The 1,230-nt window shown below is 46.3% G+C and carries 2 protein-coding genes; both read right to left on the reverse strand.

Annotated elements, in window-relative coordinates:
- The coding region (locus tag AC6I5A_RS08870) for an ATP-binding cassette domain-containing protein (protein ID WP_034614617.1) at positions 1-242 on the reverse strand (242 nt) is incomplete at its 3' end.
- A gap of 122 nt (positions 243-364) precedes the next feature.
- Positions 365-1,230, reverse strand: an 866-nt coding sequence (locus AC6I5A_RS08875; RefSeq protein ID WP_034614620.1) for an efflux RND transporter periplasmic adaptor subunit, incomplete at its 5' end; no start/stop codon positions are given.

A 1,230-nucleotide genomic window follows, 5' to 3' on the forward strand; every position in this document is an offset into this window, starting at 1 on the left:
CGAATTACGGCCAAATCATCACTGCTAGCCTTCGCTACATCGATTTTATCGAGATAATACTCCCCTTCTGTTGGCGTATCCAAACATCCTAAAATATTCATCATAGTCGATTTTCCGGAACCAGAGGGTCCCATAATCGCTACAAACTCGCTGGCTCCTACGTGGAGATCCACCCCTGCCAAAGCTGCCACTTGAATATCACCGTTAGTATATATCTTTTTGATCCCTTTGAGAGCTATCAAATAACACCCCTCCCGACTTCACCATAAAGCACATCTTCTTCGGGTTTGCTGTTTTTTCTCTTAGGCATACGTTTGATTTGTCGACAGTTCGTTACTCAACACTTGTTTAATGTGACCTAAACTCACTGCCCAGGACGGGCACCACCGCTTATTGCTCTATTCCCGCCGCCTCCAAGACTGAATCCCGAAGTTGCTCTAGGTGTAGTAGTTGTGCTAGTAGTTGTACGAGTTCCCGTCACAACTTCTTGACCTTCCGTTAAACCGCTTTTGATTTCCACATTGGTCCCATCATCCAAACCGACTTCCACTGTGACCGGTCGGGTATTTACATTTTGTACGCCCTTCCCACTACTTGCAGTTCCTCTTGTACCTGATAGTGCTGCTTGATCCTGAACTGCCTGACCTGCCTGACCTGCTTGACCTGCTTGACCCGTTCGATCTTTGCCGCTTGTAGTTATTGTTATTGGTACAAGAACTATTTTATTAGAATCTACAGTTTTGATTGCTTCACTTGGAACTGTCAGAACATTATCGGCCTCTGCCACCACGATATCAATATTAGCGTTCATTCCGGAGCGAAGTTTGTTACTGGCTTTTTCTACCGCCACCGTGACTTTAAAGGTTGTGACATTGGAAGTGGTTGTCCCTTGAAGAGCAACTAAGCTCACAGTTCCGCTGCTATGCTCATCCGGGTATGCGTCAAGGGTGATATCCACTTTCTGTCCTATTTCGACCTGCGCAATATCTGCCTGATCAATCGACGCTGCCACTTCAAGATTACTCTCCGTGCCATCCGTTGGAGTGATCGTGATAATTGAATTGTTCGTTGTGTATTGATACAGTTGCAGCCCACAATTAATAACCACTGCATCCGTCGGTGCCAGGATAGTAGCTCCTGCAAGTAGATAAGCCGGATCCGCATTCTGCTGAGCAATGATTAAACTCTGCTGTGCTTTTGCGAGTGCTGACTGAGCCGCTGCTAACGTTT

This window comes from Desulfosporosinus sp. Tol-M2, from assembly GCF_059735615.1.